The sequence below is a fragment of the Prosthecodimorpha staleyi genome, assembly GCF_018729455.1.
In the GTDB taxonomy this organism is placed as follows: domain Bacteria; phylum Pseudomonadota; class Alphaproteobacteria; order Rhizobiales; family Ancalomicrobiaceae; genus Prosthecodimorpha; species Prosthecodimorpha staleyi.
Genome location: NZ_JAHHZF010000012.1, coordinates 190,817 through 209,616, shown reverse-complemented (window position 1 = coordinate 209,616; position 18,800 = coordinate 190,817). Strand labels below are relative to the sequence as shown.

Here is an 18,800-nt window from a genome sequence, read left to right as displayed (position 1 = left end):
TCCACACGGCCAGCCCGCCACGTCCCGGTTCGTTGTCCGGGTCGGTCTCACCGGCAGCCATCGTCTGACCCGAGATCGGGGCCGGATGGTGGCGCCGGCGGTCCTGGGCGTTGCGGACCGTCCACGGTCGTTAGAATGCCGTGCTCTCGGTTGAAGAAGGGTAAACCGTATTAGTTGCGTATGAAATCATTTTGCGGCGCAAAAATTCTGTTGACCCTGGGCTGGGGGCTGCGTATTGTGCGCTGCAACATAGAACGGACTGCAGGAATGGCCCGCGGTCCTGAAGAAAGGAAACGAACATGGTCAACGTCGACGAATTCCAGAAGGCTTCGAAAGAGAACATGGATAACGCCATGAAGCAGATCGGCGTGATTTCCAAGGGCGTGCAGGCCATCGCGGTCGAAGTCGCGGACTATTCGAAGAAGTCCTTCGAGCAGAGCACGGCCACGGTCGAGAAGCTGTTCGGCGTCAAGACGCTGGATAAGGCGATCGAACTGCAGAGCGAATACGTCAAGTCCGCCTACGAAGGCTATGTCGCTGAACTCACCAAGGTCGGCGAGATGTATGTCGACCTCGCCAAAGAGCTCTACAAGCCCTACGAAGGCGCTTTCGCCAAGTTCCAGGCCAAGTAAGTCCGGTGCGCCCTTGAGGGCGCCCGACTGATCAGACGAGCGATCCGAGCCCGGCCCAGTGCCGGGCTTCGTGCTTTTCGGGACGGATTGATACGCATCCGGTCTTGCGACCGCCGTCCAGCCGTCATGCAAATCTGCCATCCGTTTATGTCGCAGCGCGGAAACCCGACCGACCGCGGGCGCCTGCGCTCGTGCCGATGCCGCCCGGCCCCTCCGTGAATCTCGCGCGATCCGGCCGCGGATGCGGCCCTGTCCGGCACGCGCCGGCTTTCCGAAGCGCCGGCCCTGCGAGGGCCGCGCGCTCGTCCGTCACACCGGGGTGGCGGTTTGTCCGCTCAATTCCTTGAGCGTCGCGTTGCCCTTGTCGGAAACTCCCTTAAAATGAATCCGGAGCCGCCCCATATGTGTTCGGGTCGGGCGGCTTGATGCGCGGCGGCGGACCGGCCGAGAGTGCCTATCGGGCTCCCGGCATCACGGTTCCTTGCTTGGCGGCGGGCTTACCGAATCCGGCGTAGCCGGACATTATTGGCGGACGAAAATGGACGCGAGTCAGGCCGACAGATGAGCAAAGACGCGCGGCGACCTGGAGAGCAGGATCCCGGAACGGTCGTGGTCACCAAGACGCGACCGAAGACGAAGCGGCCGAACATGTACCGCGTGCTGCTGCTGAACGACGACTACACGCCGATGGAATTCGTAGTCCACGTCCTCGAACGCTTCTTCAACAAGGGGCGCGAAGAGGCGACACGCATCATGCTGCATGTCCATCATCATGGCGTTGGGGAATGCGGCATCTACACCTACGAGGTGGCCGAAACCAAGGTCACCCAGGTGATGGACTTCGCCCGCCAGCACCAGCATCCCCTGCAATGCGTCATGGAAAAGAAGTGAGGTCCTGCCAGTGCCATCCTTCTCACGCAGCCTCGAGAAGGCGCTCCACCAGGCGCTCCACTATGCCAACGAGCGCCGGCAGGAATATGCCACGCTCGAGCACCTGCTGCTTGCGCTTCTGGACGACCAGGATGCGGCCGCGGTCATGCGGGCCTGCAACGTCGACCTGGAGCTTCTGAGGCGCAATCTCGTCGAATATATCGACACCGAGCTCGACAACCTGGTCGGCGACGGAGAGGACGATTCCAAGCCGACGGCCGGATTTCAGCGCGTCATTCAGCGTGCCGTGATCCACGTCCAGTCTTCCGGTCGGGAAGAGGTGACGGGGGCGAATGTCCTGGTCGCAATCTTCGCCGAGCGGGAGAGTCATGCGGCCTATTTCCTGCAAGAGCAGGACATGACCCGCTACGACGCCGTCAACTACATCAGTCACGGTATCGCGAAGCGCGTGGGGCTCGCGGAGAGCCGCCCGGTGAGAGGAGCCGACGACGAGATGTCGGGAGGCGAGAACGGCGAAGGGCCGAAGAAGAAGACCGACGCGCTCGAAGCCTATTGCGTGAACCTCAACGACAAGGCGCGCAAGGGCAAGATCGACCCGCTGATCGGACGGGACAGCGAGATCGCGCGCACCATCCAGGTGCTGTGCCGCCGCTCCAAGAACAACCCGCTCTATGTGGGCGATCCCGGCGTCGGCAAGACCGCCATCGCCGAAGGTCTTGCCCGGCGGATCGTCAACGGCGAAGTACCGGACGTGCTCAAGGGCTCGACCGTCTTCGCCCTCGACATGGGTGCCCTGCTGGCGGGCACCCGCTACCGCGGCGACTTCGAGGAGCGGCTCAAGCAGGTCGTCAAGGAGATCGAGGAATATCCCAAGGCGATTATGTTCATCGACGAGATCCACACCGTGATCGGTGCCGGAGCCACGTCGGGCGGCGCCATGGATGCCTCCAACCTGCTCAAGCCGGCGCTCGCCGGCGGCTCGATCCGCTGCATCGGTTCGACCACCTACAAGGAATACCGCCAGTTCTTCGAGAAGGACCGGGCCCTCGTCCGTCGTTTCCAGAAGATCGACGTGAACGAGCCGACCATTCCGGATGCGATCGAGATCCTGAAGGGTCTGAAGCCCTATTTCGAGGACCATCACCGCGTCCGCTATACCAACGACGCCATCAAGGCGGCGGTGGAACTGTCCTCGCGCTACATCAACGACCGCAAGCTGCCCGACAAGGCGATCGACGTGATCGACGAGAGCGGCGCGGCGCAGATGCTGGTGCCGGAATCGAAGCGCCGCAAGGTGATCGGCGTGAAGGAGGTCGAGGACACCATCGCCACCATGGCGCGCATCCCGCCGAAGTCCGTCTCCAAGGACGACGCCGAGGTGCTGCAGCATCTGGAGACCAATCTCCGGCGCGTGGTCTACGGCCAGGACAAGGCGATCGAGTCGCTCTCGGCGGCGATCAAGCTCGCCCGGGCGGGCTTGCGCGAACCGGAGAAGCCGATCGGCTCCTACCTGTTCGCCGGACCGACCGGCGTCGGCAAGACCGAAGTGGCGCGCCAGCTGGCCAAGCTGCTGGGCGTGGAACTGCTCCGCTTCGACATGTCGGAATATATGGAGCGCCACACCGTCAGCCGCCTGATCGGCGCACCGCCCGGTTATGTCGGGTTCGACCAGGGCGGCCTGTTGACCGATGGCATCGACCAGCACCCGCACAGCGTGCTGCTGCTCGACGAGATCGAGAAGGCGCATCCGGACCTGTTCAACATCCTGTTGCAGGTCATGGACCATGGCAGGCTGACCGACCACAACGGCAAGCAGGTCGACTTCAGGAACGTCATCCTGATCATGACCACCAATGCCGGCGCAGCCGACCTCGCCAAGGCGCCGATCGGCTTCAACCGGGTCAAGCGCGAAGGCGACGACCAGGAGGCGATCAACAAGCTGTTCACGCCGGAATTCCGCAACCGGCTGGATGCGGTCGTGACTTTCCAGCACCTCCCCATGGAGGTGGTGCACCAGGTCGTCACCAAGTTCGTGATGCAGCTGGAAGGTCAGCTGGCCGACCGCAACGTGACCTTCGAACTCGACGACGCTGCCGTGAAGTGGCTCGCCGAAAAGGGCTACGACAGTCAGATGGGCGCCCGCCCGCTCGGACGCATCATCCAGGAACACATCAAGAAGCCGCTCGCCGACGAGGTTCTGTTCGGCAAGCTGCGCAAGGGCGGCGTGGTCAAGGTTTCGGTGAAGGAGGGCGGCACGGAACTGTTGCTCGACTCGATCCCGGCCGAGGCCGCCGCCCCGGCGGAACCGCAGCCCGAGCCGGAAGTGCAGGCCAAGGCGCCGCCCAAGGCCAAGCCCAAGAAGGCCGGTCCGCCCGTCCCGGCGCGCGGCAGCAAGGGACTGATCCCGAAGGTGCCGCTCGGCTGAGCTGCCCGCTCACGATGCGACGATCGATCGGCCCGTCCGGAGACCAACCCGGGCGGGCCTTTGCGTGAGCACCGGCGCTCTGGCCCGCCGGCTTCGCCGCTGCTCGGGCGGCCCTCTCCATCTTTGCGCTTGCTGCACCGCCTGCATGTGGCTCGGCAGGGCTTTGCCGCAATTCCGGCGCCCGGGGCGATGAGGTAGGACGGAAAGGCGACGTCTCCGCTGAGTCGGTGTGCCGTCTGCCTGCCCGACACTTCCAGCGGCCAGTTGCGCCCGCGACGTCCCGGAGTTTTCCATGGCCACGATTTCGAACCGGCTGCGCATCGCTGTTCTGTTTGGCGGCCGGTCCGCCGAGCATGAGGTGTCGGTCATGTCGGGTACCAACGTGATGCGCGCACTGGCGCCGACGAACTACGACATCGTGCCGGTCTACATCACCCGGGACGGCCGCTGGCTGCTCAGCCGTTTCGAGGACGGCGTGCCGGAGCGGCCGGAAACCGGCACCGAGATCTGCCTGATCCCGGGCGGGCAGGGACGGGCACTGGCCATTCCGCAAAGTGGCGCACCCTACGAAGTCCCGGAGATAGGCGTTCTCTTTCCGGTTCTGCACGGACTGCAGGGCGAGGATGGGTCCGTTCAGGGGCTCGCCGAGGTTGCGCGCATTCCGTTGGTCGGATGCGGCATCATCGGCTCGGCCAATGCGCTCGACAAGGACGTGGCCAAGCGCCTTCTGATCGAAGCCGGCGTCCCCGTCGCGCGTTCGGTGACCGTCCACCAGGGTGCGGAGCCGACATTTGCGGCGCTCGAGGCCGCACTCGGCCTGCCGCTCTTCGTCAAACCGGCCCGGCAGGGTTCCTCGGTCGGCGTCAGCAAGGTGGTCGACGAGGCCGGCTATGCGGCCGCGCTCGAGGAAGGCTTCCGCCACGACCGCAAGCTGCTCGCCGAGGAATTCATCAAGGGGCGCGAGATCGAATTCGCCGTTCTGGAAGACCCGGCCGGCGGCCTGTTCGTGTCCCGGCCGGGCGAGATCGTGCCGGCCGAAAGCCACGGCTTCTATACCTACGACGCCAAATATGTCGACGAGGCCGGCGCGGCGCTGAAGGTTCCGGTCGAACTGCCCGATGCGGTCGAGGCGGCGCTCAAGGAGACCGCCGCCCGCGCCTTCCGGGCGCTCGGCTGCGACGGCATGGCCCGGGCCGACTTCTTCCTGATGGACGACGACCGCTTCGTCGTGAACGAACTCAACACCATCCCGGGCTTCACCAATATCAGCATGTACCCGAAAGCCATGGCGGCCAGCGGGATCGGCTATGCCGAGCTGATCGACCGCCTGGTCGCCCATGGTCTGGCGCGGGCCGGCCGGGTCGGCTGAGGCCGACGGGACCGTGCTATTCCCGGCTGTGCGTCGCAGGTTGTCTTCGATACCGTCTCCCGCATGCGCGGGCCGGTCGCCTGATGCAAGGTCCCATTTTGACTCTGGGTGCTCAGACATGCTCGACCATATCGGCGTTCCCGTCTCCGACCTTGCCCGCTCGCGCGCCTTCTACGAGGCCGTGCTGGACCCGCTCGGCTATGGCGTCGTCATGGAGGTGACGGCGGCGGAGACCGGCGCGGAGGCGCATTGCGGTTTTGGTGCGAACGGCAAGCCGTCCTTCTGGATCGCTTCCGGGCAGGCCCTGACCGGCTGCCTGCACGTCGCCTTCCGGGCTCCGGACCGAGCGGCTGTCGACGCCTTCCATCGCGCCGCCATGGCCATGCTTGCCATCGACAACGGCCCGCCCGGCCTCCGGCCGCATTACCACCCGAACTACTACGCGGCCTTCGTCCTCGATCCCGACGGCCACAATATCGAGGCGGTGTTCCACGGGGCGGGCTGACCCCGGTTCGTCCCGGACCGCCGTGCCTCTGCGAACGGGCGGCCCTTGACGGCTCCCGCATTCGTGCCCTGCGGCCCTGTCCGGTTGCCTGCCGGGCGGATCCCCCTTATGTCCGGGGCGCCGAATTCGGGGCGCCCGATGGATAACCCTGCCGATCCTGCCGATCCTGCCAATCCTGCCGAGACCGTCTCCACCGCGCGCTGGTTCGCGCGCGGCGCGCGTCAGTTCCTGTCGATCCCGGCCATGATCCTGATGGCCTCCTTCGTCGGCTTCGCCGGGTTGGCCCGCGCCTCGGGGATCGGGCTGGTCGAGACGGTCGTGATGGCCGGCGGGATCTGGGCGCTGCCGTCCTGCGTGGTGCTGGTTGGCGCGGTGCAGACCGGGGCCTCGCTGGCGGCGACCTTCATCGCCGTCAGCCTGTCGGCCTTCCGGCTGATGCCGATGGTCATGTCGATCGTGCCCGTGATGCGCGCCGAGCGAACCTCGAAGCTCACGCTCCTGTTCCTGTCGCATTTCGTGGCCGTGACCGCCTGGGTCTTCGGCATGGCCAAGCTGCCCGGCCTGCCGCGCGAGGCGCGGGCCGCCTATTTCGCCGGTTTCGCGGTCACGTTGACCTCCGGGGCGATGATCGTCGCCGGCGTCTCGCACGAACTGGCCGGCGCGCTGCCGCCGCTGCTCGCCGCCGGGCTGACGCTGCTGACCCCGCTCTATTTCACCGTTTCGCTCTGGGGCGCGGCGCGGCTTGCCTCCGACCGGCTGGCGCTGGCCTTCGGCGTCGCGGCCTGGCCGGCGATGCACTGGCTGGAGCCGAATTTCGAATTGATCTGGACGGGCCTCGTCGGCGGCACGGCCGCCTTCCTGGTCGGACGCCGGATCGATGCTGGGCGGCGCCGGCGGGTGCCGGCGGCGACCGAGAATGCCGGGATGGAGGTCGGACCGTGAATCTCCTGACCGCCACCTATCACCAGTTCGATGCCTGGTGGTGGCCCTATCTCTTCATTCTGATCGCCGGTTGGTTCGCCAACGACATGTGGCGCATCCTTGGCGTAGTCCTCGCCGGGCGGCTGTCCGACGACAGCGCGATCTTCACCTATGTGAAGTCGGTCGCCACCGCCCTGGTCGCCGGGGTGATCGCCCAACTGATCTTCCTGCCGTCCGGCAGCCTGGGGCTGGCGCCGATGTGGCTGCGGCTCCTGTCGGTCGCGGCCGGCTTCGCCGCCTACAAGGCGTCGCGCAACAACGTGCTGGTCGCCGTGCTCGTCGGCGAGGCGGTGCTGCTCGGACTCTGGGCCGGCCTCGTCGGCATGCCGTAGGGTCCGAGGCATCGCGGGCAGCGCGCCGGACCCGTTCGTGCCGAGCCCGGCGCAAGCCGGCAAGGCCGGCCGGACCGCGGCCGATGCGCGCTTGGGGCCTTCCGATCCGCGTCGCCACGGGCGATACTGGCGTCAAGCGGAGTTGAGCCAGCCATGGATTGGTTTCGGCGGCGGGCCGACGCGCCGCGCCTTGCAGCCGACGAACTGCCGACCGAAATCGTCCGGCCGCCGCCGCGCCCGCCGACCCTGCCCGAGTGGGTACTCGCCGGCGCGCGCGCGACGCTCGACGGGTCGACGCTGGTGCCGGTCCTCAACTTCCTGGCCTTCGGGACGCTCGCCCGCGAAGCCGGCCTGTCGTTCGGCGAGATGCTTATCGTCGGCGCCGGGGTCTGGTGGATGTCGGCGCAGGTGGTGCTCGCCCATGGCATCGCGCAGGGTGCCATGCTGGCGCCGACCGCGCTTTCGGTACTGCTGGCCTCGATCCCGCTTCTGCCGATGGTCGTCTCGGTGCTGCCGCTGTTCGGCGCGCGCGACCGGCGCCGTTTCGCCCTGCCGATCGCGCAGGCGATCTCGACGGTGCCCTGGTCGATGGCCCAGCAGCGCCTGCCGCTCCTGCCCGAGGCCGCACGTCTGCCCTTCTTCTCCGGCTACGCGATGGCCTTCATGACGTTCAGTCTCGCCGCCGGAGCGATCGGCCACCAGGCCGCCGCGGCCCTGCCGCCGCTGGTAACGGCGCTCCTGGTCTTTATCCTGCCGATGCATCTCCTGTTCAATGCGGCCGGTTCGGCGCGCAGCGCCACGCCCTGGCTGGCGATCGCCATCGGGGCCGTCGCGGCGCCGCTGCTCGAACCCGTTCTGAAGGATTTCACCCTGATCGGCGTCGGCCTCGTCGGCGGCACGCTGGCCTTCGCGACGGTGCGCCTGTGGCGCCGCATCCTGCCGCCGGAGGTGCCGTGAACGGTCCGGCCTTCGCGCATCCCGGCGACATCGGGCTGACCGCCTTCGTGCTGGTGGCCGGCGTGGCAGTGATCGCGGGCCTGCGGCTCGCTGGCATCGTGATCGGGTCGCGGCTCTCTGCCAGCCATCCGCTGTTCGAATGGGCGCGTGCGGTCGCCGCCGCCGTCATCGCCGCGCAGGTGGCGCTGCTGGTCGGCCATCCGATGGGCTCGGTCGGCGTCCTGCCGCTCGGCGTCCGCCTCGGCGCGGTCCTGGCCGGATTCCTCGCCTATCATTTCACCGGCCGTAGCGTGCTGGCCGGCGTCGCCGTGGGCGACGCCGTCATCCTGGCCGCCTTGGCGGCCGGGGCGTAGGTCGCGTCGTCTGCGACCCCGACATCATGGCCTCGGGTGCCGCTGGGCCGCAGACGGTGTGAAGGCGAATGCCGTCAGAGCGCGGCGCGGATGGCGTCGGCCTGCCGGCCGAGTTCGGCCATGTCGGCCACCGAGCGGGGCAGGGGACGCAGCTTCTCGCCCTCCTTGCGCGGAATGACATGGAAATGCAGGTGGAACACCTCCTGCCCGCCGGCCGCCTCGTTGAACTGCTGGATGGTCACACCGTCGGCCGAGAAGGCCTTGCGGGTGGCCAGCGCGAGCTTCTGCACAACCGCCGTCACTGCCGCCAGATCCTCGGCCGGGCAGTCGAAGATGTTGCGCGCGGGTGTCTTGGGGATGACCAGGCAATGGCCGTCGGTCGCCGGCATGATGTCCATGAAAGCGAGGGTGCGCTCATCCTCGTAGAGCCGGAAGCAGGGGATCTCGCCGCGCAGGATCTTGGCGAAGATGTTGTTGCTGTCATAGGCCGTGGACATGGGCGGCTCCGGGCAGGGCGTGCGGGTGGCGTGTTGTTTCATCGCTGAGTAAGGCCGGCGCCGGTGGCGGTCAATCCCGCCGAGCGGGTGCCCTGCCGCCTCAGCGGCGGCAGGGTCGGGCGGTCGCCTTTCGGCAAACCCTACACCCACTCTACCCGGTGCGCCTCGATCAGGCTCGGCGGTTCCCATTTGTCGGCGAGGCGGCGGATCACGGCGTCGGGGACGACGGCATCGCGGGCGCGGTTCTGAGCGAGAATCTTCGCCTCCGGGCGGTCGAAGGCGTGGATCGCGATCTCGGCCTCGTAGTCGAGCAGCAGGCCGAGCACCTTGGTGCGCAACTGCCGGGTCAGGTTGGTTGCGTTCCACACGAAGGGCTCGCGCCGACGCAGGTGCACCCGTGCGGCCTCGTGGACGGCCTGCACGACGCGGCCCTGCGGGTCTTCCGGATCGATCCCCAACGTGCCGCGCAGCCGGTCGAGGGAGACCTGCGGCAGGTCCTTCAGGGCGGCCGCGGCGTGGGTATCCTTGCCGGCCCCCGGCAGGCCGGACAGGACGACGACCCGGCTGCCTTTCGGCGCGGGCGCCGCATAGTCGGGCGCGCGGCTGGGTGTGGCGAAGAAGCGGACGCGGCTCTCGTCATTGGCGAAGGGGAAGGGGTGGTCGAGCAGATCCTGCTCCTCGAGCCAGAGCTCCAGGAGGTCGAGCTTTTCGGTCGTTTCGTCCGCATTCGGCGCGATGCGGCCGCGATTGTCGGCGCGGACCAGGGTGAGGAGCGCGCGCCAATGGCCGACGGCCGCGAAGGTGATCGCCTCTCGGCGCATGTCCGTTGCGGTCCAGAGGTGGAACGGCTTCTGGTGCCAGGCGATCAGCCATTGCACCTGCTCACGCAAGGGAAGCGGCAGGCCGGCGCGCCACAGCGCCGTCCAGGCCATGCGTGCGCCGAGCCGGGCATGGCCGGGCTGACGGATGCGCATGCGGTTCTCGGTACCATCCCATTCCTCCACGGTCGTCGCCGGCTTGGCGACATCGTGGAACCAGGCCGCGAGCAGGAGCGCCTGGCGGGTCTCGGGATCGAAGGCGCGATAGGCCGGGTCGGCGAGAAGCTCGCCGACCACCATTTGGGTATGGGTCCAGACATCGCCCTCGGCGTGATAGACCCGGTCCTGCGGGCAGGCGGCCATGGCTGCCACCGCCGGCCAGGCGCCGGCGATCGCGGCGGTGTCGGGCGTCTCGGACAGGAGCAGCGGCAGCCAGGTCATGCCAGCCCCCCGAACAGGTCGACGCCAGGGGCGAGCCGGTTGGTGACGATCGGCCGGTCGGCCCAATGCGAGCCGGACGACAGGATCGCCTGCAGGAAGTCGGCGCGCACGAACTTGTACCGGCCGATCACCCGGCCGTCCTGCTCCTGCTTCACGTAGAGCCCTTCCGCGCGACGGCTCCGGTCGGTCTCCCGGGCGACGCGCGCGGGGTCCTGGCCGGTCTCGCGGGCGGCCGCAGCCAGCGCCGCCTCCCAGTCGTTCGACTTGTAGAGCGAAGGCGCGATCAGCGCCTCGAGCGCCTTGCGGGTCTCGACCCGGCCCTCATGCAGGACCGGCACGGACACGATCGGCAGTCCCTCGAGCAGGGTCCGGCGTGCGGGTGTCGACAGGAACCGGCCGGTCTCCCGGTCGAACACGTCGAATTCCAGGAAATAGTGCGGCAGCCGGTCGTAGAAGACCGTGTGCTTGGCGAAGCACCACTCCCCGTAGACGATGTAGCGCCGGCCGAGCACTTCATGCAGGTCGGGCTCGATCGTCTGCGCCCAGGCCTTGAGGAGCGCGAACTGCGCCTCGCGCGGGCCGCCGGCAAGCGGATGGCCGCGCGACTGCAGCATCAGCCGCCCGTCGGCGTCGAAGCTGATCCCGGCATTGGCGCCGTCGATCTTCTCCTCGATCACGAGGATGCCATCGGTCAGGTCGCCGACCGGGATCTGGCCGGACGGGTCGTCGCCGGGCTGCAGCCGGGACCCGACGAGATGGGGCGTGCGCGGGTATTTGATGAAATCGGAGGACATCGGAGGCTCGCATCGGTCCGCGTTCGCGGACGAGCCCAGCTCAACCGCGTCGCATCAGATCGGATAGGGGCAGGATCTGGCCGGGCGCAGGCCCGAACCGGGTGCCAGGGATCACATGACGTCCTCTCTCAGGAAACCCGATATGCCGCAGTTCCCTGGGGAACACAAATCACGCCGCCGCAACCGCCGGGAAGGCGCTCGGCCCCGCCCGTCGCCAAAAGCCCTCGGCGCGGGCTTGTGCGGCCGACGCCCGTGGCCGGCGTCTGTCGTCAGAATCCGTCGGCCTCGGCGCCGTCCGGATGGCGGTAGGGCGCGTGGGCGGCGAGCATGTCGCCGATCTGGGCGACCTCCTGGCGTTCCATGGCCAGGTAGCGGTCGACCGCGCGGCGCAGGCCCGGATCGACGATGAAATGGGCCGAGCGGGTCGTCGTCGGCAGATAGCCGCGGGCGAGCTTGTGTTCGCCCTGCGCGCCGGCCTCGACCCGAGCGAGACCGCGGCGGATGGCAAAGTCGATCGCCTGATAGTAGCAGACCTCGAAATGCAGGAAGGGCTGCTCCTCGGTCGCCCCCCAATAGCGGCCATAAAGGGCATCCGACCCGATCAGGTTGAGGGCGCCGGCGATCGGCCGGCCGTGGCGGGTGGCGAGCACGAGCAGGACCGCATCGGCGAGCCGTTCGCCGATCAGCGCGAAGGCGGTGCGGTTGAGATAGGGCCGGCCCCATTTGCGGCCGCCGGTATCCATATAGAAGGCATAGAAGGCGTCCCAGTCGGCCTCCTGGATCTCGGCCCCGGTCCTGGCGACGATCTCGACGCCATTGGCCAGCGCGTCGCGCCGCTCGCGCTTGACCTGCTTGCGCTTGCGGCTCTGGAAGCTGTCCAGGAAATCCTCGAAGTCGCGAAAGCCGCGATTCGGCCAATGGAACTGCTGGTCGGTGCGCGCCAGCCATCCGCCGGACGCGAAGGCGGCGACATCGTCGTCGAGCAGGAAGGTCGCGTGGACCGAGGAGGCGCCGGCCTGTCGGGCAAATCCGGCGAGCCCCTCGACCAGCAGCGCCCGGTCGCGCGCCGCGTTCGCACCGGGCCGGACCAGCAGGCGCGGGCCGGTCGCCGGGGTGAACGGCACCGAGACCTGCAGCTTCGGATAGTAGCGCCCACCGGCCCGCTCATAGGCCTGCGCCCAAGCGTGGTCGAAGACATATTCGCCCTGGCTGTGGCTCTTGGCGTAGCAGGGCGCGAGAGCTGCGGTCGCCCCGTCGACCCCCACCAGCACGAGATGCCGCGGCGTCCAGCCGGCGCGCGCGGAGACCGAACCGGATTCCTCCAGGGCCGAGAGGAAATCATAGGCGAGGAACGGATTGTAGGCCGGCGCCACAGCCTCCGCGACGCCGTCCAGACGTACCGGACCGCCCGGCGCCAGCCGCCAGCCGGGATTGGCCAGCGCATCCCAGGTCTCCCGCCCGATCTCGGCGATCCCGGCGGCGACGCGCAGCGTGGCGGTTTCGGCAGGCGCTTTCGGCATGGGGCGGGATCCGGAAAGGCGATACGGCCCCAGTAGATAGGCCCAGGCCGCGATCCCGCAAGCGCGAAAAGCGCGCTCCGCTTCACGGCTCGGCGATGACGGGGCGGCCGACATCGCGGCATGAGCGCCAAGCCTCCATCCCGACCAGGCTCCCGCGCTCCATCCCGCGGTTCCTTCCCCTTCGCCCCTCGGAGGGGGGAGAAGGTGCCCGAAGGGCGGATGAGGGGGGACCGATGCCGCGGAAGGGCTGAGAAATCGCGGATCGGATCGGTTGCCAAAGCGATCGTCAGAAAAGAAGATGCCCGGCCTTGCGACCGGAACGGCCCCCAAAAAAACGAACAGGCCCGGTCTTGCGACCGGGCCTGGCGTTCCTGGAGAGCGTTTCGGGGGGCGATGATCCGCTCTCCGTGGAATGAAATCAGTGGCAAACCTTGGTCTTGTAGGGGTTGCCGTAGGCGTCGTAGGCCCAGACCTTGTGGCACGACGGCGCATAGGCCGGGGCCGGCACGACATAGGCCGGGGCCGGGCCGTAGTAGTAGCCGGGGCCGTAGTAGTAGGGGCGCGACGCGGCGACGACAGCGCCGCCGACGATGGCGCCGCCGACGAGGCCGGCGATGAAGTTGCCGCCGCCGGCCTGGGCCTGGCTGGTGGTGCCGACCGTGGCAGTGGCAATGGTGGCGGCCGCGACGGCCGCGGCGAGGAACTTGCTGGCGGTATTCATGGCTCTCTTCCTTCCCTCAGGGGACGGCTCTGACCCCCGTTCGATGGTCAGACGGTAGCCGTCCATCTCATAACCAAGTCCGAACGGTACGTTCAGAAATCGTTCATCTGATGGCAGGTCGATCACGAACCCGTGATCGCCAGGACTGCCGACCCGGAGGTTGGTCGCCTAGCGCGGCTTCGCGTCCGGGTCGAAGCCCTCGAACACTATCTGGTCTGCATAGGCTGACGCAACGGCGCGATCGGCCTCGGTGCGCACCGTCCAGGTGATGACTGGCTTTCCCATCACTTTTCGCGCGAAAGTCGGTCCCAGCGCCGGCAGATACTTGACCCCGTAGGAGATGAAATGGGGTTTGGTCCGCGGCATGTGAAGGAGGTGGCGCAGGGAGAATCGCGCCAGCGCGCCAAGCCGGCCGTAGTGGTCGGGATCGCGGGCATCGTCGGCGACGATCCCGCGCGGCAGGTCGGGCGCCAGGCGGCCGACCTCGGCGACCATGTCGGGATCGAAGGACTTCACCGCGACCGGGCCGCGATAGCCCTTGAGACCCGCGACGGTGCGCCGGACCAGCCGCAAATCGGCCGGCCGGTTGAAATCGCTCTTGATCTCGATGACCAGGCCGACCCGGCCGGCCACGGTGTCGAGCAGTTCGGCGAGCGTCGGCACCCGGTCGTCGGAGACGCGGAACGGCGCGGACTTGATCTCGGCCAGCGTCTTGCGGTCGAGCCGGCCCTGGCCGGTGGTCAGCCGGTCGAGGGTGAAGTCGTGGAAAACCACGGCCTCCCCGTCGCCGGTCAGTTGGACGTCGACTTCGATGGCGAAATCGCGCTCGACGGCGGCACGAACCGCCGTCAGGGTGTTCTCGACCCGGCCCGCCTTGATGTCGTGGTAGCCGCGGTGGGCCACCGGGCGGCGTAGGAGGAAGCCGAGATCCATCGGAACACTCCGGGTCAGGCGATCTCGAAGATGCCTTCGACTTCGACGGCGACGCCGAAGGGCAAGCCGGCGACGCCGACCGCGGAACGCGAATGCCGACCGCGCTCGCCGAGCACCTCGACGATGAGGTCGGAGGCACCGTTGACGACCTTCGGCTGGTCGCCGAAGCCGCTGGCGGAATTGACGAAGCCGGTCAGCTTGACGCAGCGAACGGAATCGAGATCGCCGGCATGCGCCTTGACCTGGGCGAGCAGGTTGATGGCGCACAGGCGCGCGGCGGCGCGGCCGGTGTCGATATCCGTATCGGCGCCGAGCTGGCCGACATATTCCACACCGTTCGGACCCATCGGGATCTGGCCGGAGACGAACAGGAGATTGCCGGTCTTCACGGCCGGGATGTAGTTGGCGGCCGGCTTGCTCGGGGTCGGCAGGGTGATGCCGAGTTCGGCGAGGCGCTGTTCGGTCTGGCTCATGGTGCTGTCGTCCGGCTTGGAGGATGGAGCCGTTCCCATGGCCGAAATCGGCCCGCTTGGCAACATCGCGGGGCGCAGTCCGGACACTCGGAAAGGGGCTTCCGATTGCGCGTCCCCTCCGCAGGCCGGCGGACATCTGGGCTGCCAGCCGGTGCGGCGTTGTCCTCGACCCTCGGACCGCCCGGGCCATGCCGGGATCGCTGTCGAGACGGGCACACCAAAATGAGGGTTGTCCCGGCGGCGCCCGCTGGCCGGTTCGGGCAAAACCGGATAGCAAGGTCGCATCCACCCGCGGCGGCTGCGGTCGAGCCCAGGCAGGTCCCGTTTTCGCCGAATTTGGCGTGCTGATGGGACCGACATCAGACGAGGAAATCCATGATCCGCTCCACCGCGATCCTCCTGTCGGCGGCCGTCATCCTGGCGCCTGGCCCAGCCGGTGCGGCGAGCGCGACGATCACCGGCCTCAAGTCTCATCGGGCGGTCTATGACCTGAAGCTCGCCAAGCGCACAGACAAGTCGGAGATCGGCGGCGTCACAGGACGGCTGGTCTACGAGTTCGTCGGCTCGGTCTGCGACGGCTACGCCACGCAGTTCCGGCTGGTCACGCGCCTGGAAAATACCGACGGCAAGTCGCGCGTCACCGACATGCGCACCTCGTCCTTCGAGGATGCGGACGGCAAGCTGTTCGATTTCCTGTCGCAGAACTTCATCGAACAGACCATGACGGACGAATCGAAGGGCTCGGCCAAGCGGACCGAAACCGGATCCGTCGCCAGCATCGTGCGGCCCGCCGAGCGCAAGGTGCCGCTGCCGGCGGAGGCTCGCTTCCCGACCCAGCACATGGCCGACCTGATCGACGCCGCCAAGGCCGGCAAGAGCTTCGACCAGATCCGCCTCTATGACGGCTCGGACGGCGGCGAGCGCATCTACGATACTGCGGCGGTGATCGGCAAGCCGATCGAGGGCCCGGGCGAGGCCGGCGAGGAGAAGGCCGCCGACCGGCCCGAATTGGCCGCGGTCAAGCGCTGGCCGATGACCATCTCGTATTTCGATCCGGCCAAGCGGGAGAAGGGCGAGGACACGCCCGAATACCAACTGTCGTTCCAACTCTACGAGAACGGCATCAGCCGCCGCCTGCGCCTCGACTATGGCGATTTCGCCCTCGACGGCCGCATGACCGAACTGACCTTCATCGACGTGAAGCCCTGCAACTGAACGGAGCCCAACGTTGAGGCCGAGGCATCACGGCGGCGATATCATGGCGGGCAGCGCAGATAGTCCGGGTCGATGATGCCGAAGATCGTCACGTTGCCGATGTGAACCGGCACCGCCGGCACAAAGTAGCCAGGCTTCGGCCCGTCGGTTACGCTGGCGTAGTGGAAGACGTGGCCATTTGGGACGTGGCCGATGATCCGTTGAGACCTGGGACCTTCCAAAACGGGGATTGGGGTGCCCTGCGGCGAGCCGGTGGGGTCGACCAACCGGCAGGACCCTTGCGCGGCGGCACCGGATGCGGCCATCGCCGACATTGCCAGAGCAAGTCCCAGGCTCCGCATCATGCTTCGGCTCCGTTCCCGAACCGGGGTCAACCGATCCGGCGTCCCTTGGTGGTCGCCTGACGGGCGTCGATCTCCAGCGCGATGACCTTGCGGCCATCAAAGGACAGCGCGATCTCGCCGCGCTTCAGTTTCAAGGCGACATTGCCGAATATTTCGCGCCGCCACCCCTTCAGGACCGCGACGTCGGCATTGTCGTCGGCCGCGATCGCTTCCAGATCGTCCACCGTGGCGATCACCTTGGCGGCCACGCCGTGGGTCTCGGCGACGAATTTCAGCAGCACCTTCAGAAGGTCAACTGCCGCGCCCGAGCCGTCCGGCATCGGCTTGCCGCGCGGGATCGCCGGCAGCTTGTCGCGCGGGGTGGCGAGCGCGCGCTTCACGGCGGCGACGATCTCCTCGCCCTGGCGCGAGCGCTCGTAACCCTTCGACAGGCTGCGCAGATTGCCGAGCCGCGACGGCTCGACCGGCTGCTCGGCAACGATCTCGTAGATGGCCTCGTCCTTGAGCACGCGCGCGCGCGGCACGTCACGGGCCCGCGCCTCGCGCTCGCGCCAGGCGGCAAGCTCTTTCAGAATGGCCAGTTCGACCGGTTTCTTCACGCGGATCTTGAGCCGCTCCCAGGCGTCCTCTGGGCGCAGGTCGTAGGTGCCGATCGAGGTCAGCACCTTCATCTCTTCGGCGACCCAATCTTGCCGGTCCTGCTCGGCCAGGCTGGCGCTGAGATAGTGGTAGACCTCGCGCAGATGCGTCACGTCGGACAGCGCGTAATCGAGCTGGCGCTCGGACAGCGGCCGGCGGCTCCAATCGGTGAAGCGCGACGACTTGTCGATCTGGTGGCCGCTGACGCGGTTGACCAGCTGATCGTAGGAGATCGAATCGCCGAAGCCGCAGACCATCGCGGCGACCTGCGTGTCGAAGACCGGCGCCGGGATGAAGCCGCCGAGATTGAACACGATCTCGATGTCCTGCCGGCCGGCATGGAACACCTTGACGACGCGCTCGTCGCGCATCAGGTCCAGAAAGGGCGACAGGTCGAGACCGGGCGCCAGCGGATCGACCACCACGGCGAGATCCGGCCCGGCCAGCTGGACCAGGCAGAGCTTCGGCCAGTACGTGGTTTCGCGGAGGAATTCCGTATCCACGGCGACATAGGGGTGGCCGGCCAGGGTGCGGCAGGCATCGGCGAGGGCGGCGGTCTCGGTAATCATGGTCATGTCGGCTCTATAGCGCGTCGTTCCGCGCTTGTCGTGGGGCATTGGCGCAACCCGGAACCTCACGGACAACAAGGATCGCGACGAAATCTTGCTGAAACATCGGCCACATCCTGCCGAAACGCGGGCGTGCCAGGGTGCCCCCCGTCGAAGGTCGGGGGGCTCCCACATGTTGCATGCGATCCGGATGAAGCTGCGTGCCGAATTGGAGGCGCCGCGCGAGGCGCGCGGCTTCGGCACGGGATGGATCGCCGGCACGCTGGCACTCCTGGCCGGGGCGACCGGCCTGCTCCTGGTGCTGGTCCTGAAGCATCCCGGCTGGCTCGGCGTGCCGGAACTCTCGCTCCTGCGCGACCACGCGCTGTTCCGCCCCGTGCTCTGGGCGGTGGTGATCGCCGCCTATCTGCTGTCGATCTTGAGCCTGGTGCTGCGGCCGGAGAAGATCCTCGGCTTCGCCGGCATGACGGTGACGCTGGCGGCGACCATTCTGGGCGCCGTGCCGGGCGAGCCGGCCAGCGCGTCGACGCCGGGCGGCCTGTTCCTCGGGGTCGATTTCTTCGTCCTCAACGTGCTCTTCATGGGCTTCCTGTTCGTGCCGCTGGAACGCTTCCTGGCGCTCCGGCCCGAACAGGTCCTGTTCCGCGAGGAATGGCGCGAGGACATCTTCTACTATCTGGTCAGCTCGCTCTTCGTGCAGGTGCTGACCTTCCTGACCCTGGCGCCGTCCAAGGCGGTGATCGCGGTCACCGGCGACTGGTCGGCCTTCCGCGCCGCCGTCGGTGCGCTGCCCTGGCTCGTCCAGGTGGTCGCCATCATGGTGCTGACCGATTTCGCCCAATACTGGGTGCACCGGGCCTTCCACCGCGTGCCGTTCCTGTGGCGCTTCCACGCCGTCCACCATTCGGCCAAGTCGATGGACTGGCTCGCCTCGGCGCGTATGCACTTCCTGGAGATCATTGCCCTGCGCAGCCTGACCGCGCTGCCGATGTTCGTGCTCGGCTTCTCGGAGAGCGCGCTGCAGGCCTATCTCCTGATCGTCTACATCTATTCGGCCTTCATCCACGCCAATATCCGCGGCCGCTTCGGCGTTCTGGAGGAGATCTTCGTGGTGCCGCGCTTCCACCACTGGCATCACGGCATCGAGCGCGAGGCGATCGACGTGAACTTCGCCATCCACTTCCCGCTGCTCGACCGCCTGTTCGGCACCCACCACATGCCCGAAAACCGCTGGCCCGAAGGCTACGGCATTTCCGGCCACCCCGTGCCCAAGGGCTACTGGGCCCAGTTCCTCTACCCGTTCCGGAAGGGATAGCGCGGCGGCGGCGCAAGTCCTCGCTTCAAATCGATGCCGCCTTGTGGTCGAATCCGCCGGACCAACGCAAGGCGGG

Annotated in this window: 20 protein-coding genes; 11 read left to right on the top strand and 9 right to left on the bottom strand. The window is 67.6% G+C overall.

All coding sequences use genetic code 11. From position 1 onward, the window contains the following. Positions 1 to 299 precede the first annotated feature (299 nt). The 9 genes from KL771_RS22740 to KL771_RS22700 all read left to right on the top strand — a co-directional run bounded on the left by KL771_RS22740 (position 300) and on the right by KL771_RS22700 (position 8,445). On the top strand, positions 300 to 632 hold the full coding sequence (locus tag KL771_RS22740; protein ID WP_054357244.1) for a phasin family protein: 333 nt from the start codon (positions 300 to 302) through the stop codon (positions 630 to 632). Between the two features lie 561 nt (positions 633 to 1,193). Further along, on the top strand, positions 1,194 to 1,523 hold the full coding sequence (gene clpS / locus KL771_RS22735) for an ATP-dependent Clp protease adapter ClpS (RefSeq protein WP_054357243.1): 330 nt from the start codon (positions 1,194 to 1,196) through the stop codon (positions 1,521 to 1,523). A 10-nt stretch (positions 1,524 to 1,533) separates the two neighbouring features. Next, positions 1,534 to 3,948, top strand: a complete 2,415-nt coding sequence (gene clpA / locus KL771_RS22730) for an ATP-dependent Clp protease ATP-binding subunit ClpA (protein WP_261970798.1) — start codon at positions 1,534 to 1,536, stop codon at positions 3,946 to 3,948. A 292-nt stretch (positions 3,949 to 4,240) separates the two neighbouring features. Further along, positions 4,241 to 5,317, top strand: a complete 1,077-nt coding sequence (locus tag KL771_RS22725; RefSeq protein ID WP_261970797.1) for a D-alanine--D-alanine ligase family protein — start codon at positions 4,241 to 4,243, stop codon at positions 5,315 to 5,317. 118 nt (positions 5,318 to 5,435) lie between these two features. Then, positions 5,436 to 5,822, top strand: a complete 387-nt coding sequence (locus KL771_RS22720; RefSeq protein ID WP_261970796.1) for a VOC family protein — start codon at positions 5,436 to 5,438, stop codon at positions 5,820 to 5,822. Between the two features lie 138 nt (positions 5,823 to 5,960). Beyond that, positions 5,961 to 6,764, top strand: a complete 804-nt coding sequence (locus KL771_RS22715; protein ID WP_261970795.1) for an AzlC family ABC transporter permease — start codon at positions 5,961 to 5,963, stop codon at positions 6,762 to 6,764. Further along, the gene (locus KL771_RS22710) at positions 6,761 to 7,135 is read left to right on the top strand and encodes an AzlD domain-containing protein (protein ID WP_261970794.1); all 375 of its coding nucleotides are present in this window, start codon (positions 6,761 to 6,763) and stop codon (positions 7,133 to 7,135) included. The genes KL771_RS22715 and KL771_RS22710 overlap by 4 nt, the downstream gene beginning before the upstream one ends. Positions 7,136 to 7,288: 153 nt before the next feature. After that, on the top strand, positions 7,289 to 8,092 hold the full coding sequence (locus tag KL771_RS22705) for an AzlC family ABC transporter permease (protein ID WP_261970793.1): 804 nt from the start codon (positions 7,289 to 7,291) through the stop codon (positions 8,090 to 8,092). Further along, positions 8,089 to 8,445 (top strand): AzlD domain-containing protein, encoded by a 357-nt coding sequence (locus tag KL771_RS22700; protein WP_261970792.1) that lies wholly within the window; start codon positions 8,089 to 8,091, stop codon positions 8,443 to 8,445. Before KL771_RS22705 ends, KL771_RS22700 begins: the two co-directional genes overlap by 4 nt. A 74-nt stretch (positions 8,446 to 8,519) precedes the next feature. Here the strand turns inward: KL771_RS22700 and KL771_RS22695 are convergent, their stop codons facing one another. The 7 genes from KL771_RS22695 to KL771_RS22665 form a co-directional block, all read right to left on the bottom strand. Next, a complete protein-coding gene (locus KL771_RS22695) occupies positions 8,520 to 8,942 on the bottom strand; it encodes an HIT family protein (protein WP_261970791.1) in 423 nt (140 codons plus the stop codon). A gap of 140 nt (positions 8,943 to 9,082) precedes the next feature. Next, positions 9,083 to 10,201, bottom strand: a complete 1,119-nt coding sequence (locus KL771_RS22690) for an AAA family ATPase (protein ID WP_261970790.1) — start codon at positions 10,199 to 10,201, stop codon at positions 9,083 to 9,085. Beyond that, positions 10,198 to 10,995 (bottom strand): RNA ligase family protein, encoded by a 798-nt coding sequence (locus tag KL771_RS22685; RefSeq protein ID WP_261970789.1) that lies wholly within the window; start codon positions 10,993 to 10,995, stop codon positions 10,198 to 10,200. Before KL771_RS22685 ends, KL771_RS22690 begins: the two co-directional genes overlap by 4 nt. A 269-nt stretch (positions 10,996 to 11,264) precedes the next feature. Further along, entirely contained in the window at positions 11,265 to 12,515 is a 1,251-nt protein-coding gene (locus tag KL771_RS22680) for a GNAT family N-acetyltransferase (RefSeq protein ID WP_261970788.1), read from the bottom strand. A 418-nt stretch (positions 12,516 to 12,933) separates the two neighbouring features. Then, the gene (locus tag KL771_RS22675; protein ID WP_261970787.1) at positions 12,934 to 13,236 is read right to left on the bottom strand and encodes a hypothetical protein; all 303 of its coding nucleotides are present in this window, start codon (positions 13,234 to 13,236) and stop codon (positions 12,934 to 12,936) included. Positions 13,237 to 13,404: 168 nt separating this feature from the next. After that, positions 13,405 to 14,169 carry a glycerophosphodiester phosphodiesterase family protein gene (locus tag KL771_RS22670; RefSeq protein WP_261970786.1) on the bottom strand — a complete coding sequence of 255 codons (765 nt, stop codon included), beginning with the start codon at positions 14,167 to 14,169 and terminating at the stop codon, positions 13,405 to 13,407. 14 nt (positions 14,170 to 14,183) lie between these two features. After that, entirely contained in the window at positions 14,184 to 14,642 is a 459-nt protein-coding gene (locus KL771_RS22665) for a RidA family protein (protein ID WP_261970785.1), read from the bottom strand. A 375-nt stretch (positions 14,643 to 15,017) separates the two neighbouring features. Here KL771_RS22665 and KL771_RS22660 point away from each other — a divergent pair, with 375 nt between their 5' ends. Then, entirely contained in the window at positions 15,018 to 15,857 is an 840-nt protein-coding gene (locus tag KL771_RS22660; RefSeq protein WP_261970784.1) for a cell envelope integrity EipB family protein, read from the top strand. A gap of 41 nt (positions 15,858 to 15,898) precedes the next feature. On the opposite strand, the gene KL771_RS22655 is transcribed toward KL771_RS22660, so the two are convergent. Further along, complete coding sequence (locus KL771_RS22655) at positions 15,899 to 16,201, bottom strand: hypothetical protein (RefSeq protein WP_261970783.1); 303 nt, start codon at positions 16,199 to 16,201, stop codon at positions 15,899 to 15,901. Between the two features lie 26 nt (positions 16,202 to 16,227). Beyond that, complete coding sequence (gene rnd, locus KL771_RS22650) at positions 16,228 to 17,409, bottom strand: ribonuclease D (RefSeq protein ID WP_261970834.1); 1,182 nt, start codon at positions 17,407 to 17,409, stop codon at positions 16,228 to 16,230. 172 nt (positions 17,410 to 17,581) lie between these two features. On the opposite strand from rnd, the gene KL771_RS22645 reads away from it, so the two are divergent. Then, positions 17,582 to 18,724, top strand: coding sequence for a sterol desaturase family protein (locus tag KL771_RS22645; RefSeq protein WP_261970782.1), 1,143 nt, complete (start codon positions 17,582 to 17,584; stop codon positions 18,722 to 18,724). Positions 18,725 to 18,800: the final 76 nt, after the last annotated feature.

Bases quoted from the DNA above. Each gene is read 5' to 3' on its own strand.
- KL771_RS22740 (WP_054357244.1), top strand. From the start codon at position 300: ATGGTCAACGTCGACGAATTCCAGAAGGCTTCGAAAGAGAACATGGAT.
- clpS (WP_054357243.1), top strand. From the start codon at position 1,194: ATGAGCAAAGACGCGCGGCGACCTGGAGAGCAGGATCCCGGAACGGTC.
- KL771_RS22725 (WP_261970797.1), top strand. From the start codon at position 4,241: ATGGCCACGATTTCGAACCGGCTGCGCATCGCTGTTCTGTTTGGCGGC.
- KL771_RS22720 (WP_261970796.1), top strand. From the start codon at position 5,436: ATGCTCGACCATATCGGCGTTCCCGTCTCCGACCTTGCCCGCTCGCGC.
- KL771_RS22715 (WP_261970795.1), top strand. From the start codon at position 5,961: ATGGATAACCCTGCCGATCCTGCCGATCCTGCCAATCCTGCCGAGACC.
- KL771_RS22705 (WP_261970793.1), top strand. From the start codon at position 7,289: ATGGATTGGTTTCGGCGGCGGGCCGACGCGCCGCGCCTTGCAGCCGAC.
- KL771_RS22695 (WP_261970791.1), bottom strand. From the start codon at position 8,942: ATGTCCACGGCCTATGACAGCAACAACATCTTCGCCAAGATCCTGCGC.
- KL771_RS22690 (WP_261970790.1), bottom strand. From the start codon at position 10,201: ATGACCTGGCTGCCGCTGCTCCTGTCCGAGACGCCCGACACCGCCGCG.
- KL771_RS22685 (WP_261970789.1), bottom strand. From the start codon at position 10,995: ATGTCCTCCGATTTCATCAAATACCCGCGCACGCCCCATCTCGTCGGG.
- KL771_RS22680 (WP_261970788.1), bottom strand. From the start codon at position 12,515: ATGCCGAAAGCGCCTGCCGAAACCGCCACGCTGCGCGTCGCCGCCGGG.
- KL771_RS22675 (WP_261970787.1), bottom strand. From the start codon at position 13,236: ATGAATACCGCCAGCAAGTTCCTCGCCGCGGCCGTCGCGGCCGCCACC.
- KL771_RS22670 (WP_261970786.1), bottom strand. From the start codon at position 14,169: ATGGATCTCGGCTTCCTCCTACGCCGCCCGGTGGCCCACCGCGGCTAC.
- KL771_RS22665 (WP_261970785.1), bottom strand. From the start codon at position 14,642: ATGAGCCAGACCGAACAGCGCCTCGCCGAACTCGGCATCACCCTGCCG.
- KL771_RS22660 (WP_261970784.1), top strand. From the start codon at position 15,018: ATGATCCGCTCCACCGCGATCCTCCTGTCGGCGGCCGTCATCCTGGCG.
- KL771_RS22655 (WP_261970783.1), bottom strand. From the start codon at position 16,201: ATGATGCGGAGCCTGGGACTTGCTCTGGCAATGTCGGCGATGGCCGCA.
- rnd (WP_261970834.1), bottom strand. From the start codon at position 17,409: ATGATTACCGAGACCGCCGCCCTCGCCGATGCCTGCCGCACCCTGGCC.
- KL771_RS22645 (WP_261970782.1), top strand. From the start codon at position 17,582: ATGTTGCATGCGATCCGGATGAAGCTGCGTGCCGAATTGGAGGCGCCG.